The following is a 3,771-nucleotide window of genomic DNA, read 5'->3' on the forward strand; positions in this document are numbered from 1 at the left end:
AAAACGGTAGGCGGGGCGAAGGCTGAACAGATGCGCTTTTTTGTCCTTGGCATCGAGATCGAATTCCCGCAAGGGGGAAATATCATCCAGAATGTAATACCCCCTTCCGTAGGTACCCACGACCAAATCATCAAAACGTTCCTGTATTGCGAGCCAATATACAGGGGCGGGGGGCAGGTTGTTGCGAAGGCGCATCCAATGTGCCCCATCGTCATGGCTGATATAGATTCCATTGTCGACCCCGGCATAGAGCATGCCTTCCCGCTTGGGATCTTCCTTGACCACATGCACAAAACTATGTACGGACTTTGGAATGTCGCCACTGATCAACATCCAACTTTTCCCGTAATCACTGGTCTTATAGATATAGGGATCAAAGTTTCCCATTTGGTGTAGATCCACACTGATATAGGCGGTTCCTTTTTTATACCGAGAGGTTTCTATATTGGAAATCGTGCCCCATTTCGGGAGATCTGGTATATTAGCGGTCACATTCGTCCAGGTTGCCCCTCCGTCCTGGGTCAGCTGTACCTGTCCGTCATTGCTACCCGTCCAAATGAGTCCAGCTTCGAGGGTGGATTCCACAATAGCGAACAAGGTGGAACCGTCAAAGGTCATCAGATTGTCCACGGCGATTCCTCCGGAACTTTGCTGGTGCGATTTGTCGTTCAAGGTAAGGTCGGGGCTGATTACCTGCCAACTTTGTCCATTATCATCGCTTTTGTGTACAAATTGACTCCCGACATACACCCGATGCTGTACATGGGGCGAAAAAGCCAAGGGAAAATTCCAATGCCAACGGTATTTTAGGTCGGCCGGGGCCCAGCCGTATCCCGCTTCGGGCCATACACGCACGTCTTGGGAATGTCCTGTTTTGGCATTGTAGCGTTCAAGGCCCCCATCATAGCAGCCCGACCATACGATATCGTTATCAAAAGGATCGGGTTGGGCAAAGCCACTTTCACAACCCCCGACGCCTTCCCAAAGACCAATCGGTATATAACCTTGCAGACTGTTGCTTGGCCCTCTGTATGAATACCCATCCTGTCGGTTCCCGTAGACGTTATAGGGCACTTGGTCATCGACCGCCACATGGTACATCTGGGCGATGGGGAGCACCACCCGTTGAAAGGTTTCCCCATGATTGAGACTGATACTCGCCCCTCCGTCATGGGCTACCATGATCCGATCGGCATTGGTGGGGTCGACCCAAATATCATGGTTGTCGCCCCCTGCCTTATAGCCGCCTTTGATCGTTTTGCCCCCATCTTTGGAGGTGCTGAACTTAACACTCGCAAAATACACCTCCTCGGGATCAGCGGTAGACACCGCCATACGGGTATAGTAGGGGGCGCGTTCGTTGATGTCGTGATCGCGGGTCTGTAGCGTCCATGTATCCCCAAAGTCCTCGGAGCGGTAGAGGGCCGGACTGTCGATTTCAAAAAGGGCGTAGACCACATCGGGGTTTGAATGCGAAATGGCCACCCCTGTTTTGCCCACGGGATTGTCCTTGCCTCCGGGCAATCCTTTTTCGGAAAGGGCCTCCCAGGTGTCGCCCCCATCCAAAGAGCGGTAGATGCCACCCCCGGGTCCGCCGCTGTTCAAACCCCAGGTGTTGATATGTATGGACCACATACCAACCAGTAATCTATCTGGATTTTTGGGATCCAACGCAATGTCGGCGGCCCCCGTGTTTTCGTCGATAAAGAGGATTCGTTTCCAACTTTTGCCTCCATCGATGGTTTTATACACCCCCCGTTCTTGTTGGGGGCCGTAGGTATGGCCCAAGGCAGCTGCATAGACGATATCGGGATTCGTCGGATGTACGATGACACGCCCGATCCGCCCGGTTTGTTCTAGTCCCACGTTCTTCCAGGTCTTTCCGGCATCCTCCGATTTGTAGATCCCATCGCCCATAGCATGGGCAGGGCGGATCACAAAGGTTTCACCTGTACCTACCCAAACGATATCGGGATTGGTAGGGGTGATGGCCACGGAACCTACGGAGGATACCTCCTGATCATCGAAAATCGAGTTCCAAGTGACGCCCCCATCCTCGGTTTTCCATAAACCGCCAGAGGCTGCACCTATATAGTTGATCATGGGGTCCCCGGGAACCCCTGCAATGGCGATGGTACGGTTGCCTTCGGGCCCGATAAAGCGGAATTTCAGGTTGTTGAACACCTCGGCATCGGTTTGGGCGTTATTGGGAAAGGTTACTAAAAAAAGAAGAAAAACAAAGGCTACTTTTAATTTCATACGGCTTAAATAAACGGAATACCTCCCGGTAGTGAATAAAATGTAGGCGGCGTTCAATGCGTGGGGTAAACTGCATTTATTTTGGTGGGACTAAGATAATTAAATTTATAAACTGGCACTTTCCTTGGCGGAATAATTACAAGGGCTCGATGCTTGGTTTCAAGGCGAAGGGCATTCTGACGGCGCCTGAAAGCGCGACTAGGAATCCTTTACCATCTTGGCTATCGGCCTTACTTCTCTTTTGTATTTCATGCTATCGGAATGCCAAGGAAACTAATTGCGGTTTTCCCCCTTAAATTTCTTATAGAACCCTTAAATTTATGGTCTAAAACCTTTCCACATGAAATACGAACCCATCAGCAGCAAACTTTTTATAAAGAACCGCAAGAAATTCATGGACCGCATGGTCCCCTCAAGCATCGCGGTCTTCAATTCCAACGATATCTATCCCATAAGTGCGGACAGTACCATGCCTTTTGAGCAACATAGGGATCTCTTTTACCTGAGCGGAGCCGACCAGGAGGAGACCATTTTACTCCTGTTTCCCGATGCCGTGGAAAAGAAGCACCGCGAAATCCTTTTTGTACGGGAGACCAACGACCATATAGCCGTTTGGGAGGGTGAAAAACTGACGAAGGAAAAAGCCACGGAAATCTCCGGCATTAAAACCGTGTACTGGTTGCAGGAGTTCGACAAGGTGTTTTTTGGACTGATGACCGAGGCCGATACCATCTATTTCAATACGAACGAGCATTACCGCCAATCGGTGGTCACCCAAACCCGGGAAGACCGTTTTATCCGCGATTGCAAAGTAAAGTTCCCCGCCCACAAGGTGGCCAAGAGCAACCCTATTTTGCAAGACCTTCGGGGGGTAAAGGAACCAGAGGAAATCGCGCTGATGCAACACGCCTGTAATATTACCGAAAAGGGGTTTCGAAGATTATTGGGTTTTGTAAAACCTGGCGTTTGGGAGTATGAGATCGAGGCTGAGCTTTTGCATGAGTTTATCCGCAACCGCTCCAAAGGGTTTGCCTATACCCCGATCATCGCCTCGGGAGCTAATGCCAATGTGCTCCATTATATCGTAAACAACCAACAATGCAAAAAGGGGGAGCTCTTGTTGATGGATGTGGCCGCCGAATATGCCAACTACTCCAGCGACCTGACCCGTACGATTCCCGTAAACGGGCGGTTTACCGACCGCCAAAAGCAAGTATACCAATCGGTATTGAGAGTAAAGAAAGAAGCGACAAAACTGTTGGTTCCCGGTACCGATTGGGCCGAATACCATAAGGAAGTGGGCAAGATGATGACCTCGGAACTGTTGGGTTTGGGCTTGTTGGACAAGGCCGATGTAAAGAACGAAAACAAGGATTGGCCAGCCTATAAAAAATACTTTATGCATGGTACCAGCCACCATATCGGGTTGGACACCCATGATTACGGGGCCCTAAAAACGCCGATGAAGGCGAATATGGTCTTTACCGTGGAGCCGGGCATCTACATTCCCGA

At 50.4% G+C, this 3,771-nt stretch carries 2 protein-coding genes; one reads left to right on the forward strand and one right to left on the reverse strand.

The window, feature by feature from the left end:
- The coding region (locus WBM98_RS12470) for a WD40/YVTN/BNR-like repeat-containing protein (RefSeq protein ID WP_424366353.1) at nucleotides 1-2,259 on the reverse strand (2,259 nt) is incomplete at its 3' end.
- A gap of 340 nt (nucleotides 2,260-2,599) precedes the next feature.
- Between WBM98_RS12470 and WBM98_RS12475 the strand changes: the two genes are divergently transcribed.
- Nucleotides 2,600-3,771: aminopeptidase P family protein (locus WBM98_RS12475; protein ID WP_424366354.1), on the forward strand; the 1,172-nt coding region annotated here is incomplete at its 3' end.

Source organism: Maribacter sp. (assembly GCF_049667165.1).
Classification (GTDB): domain Bacteria; phylum Bacteroidota; class Bacteroidia; order Flavobacteriales; family Flavobacteriaceae; genus Maribacter_A.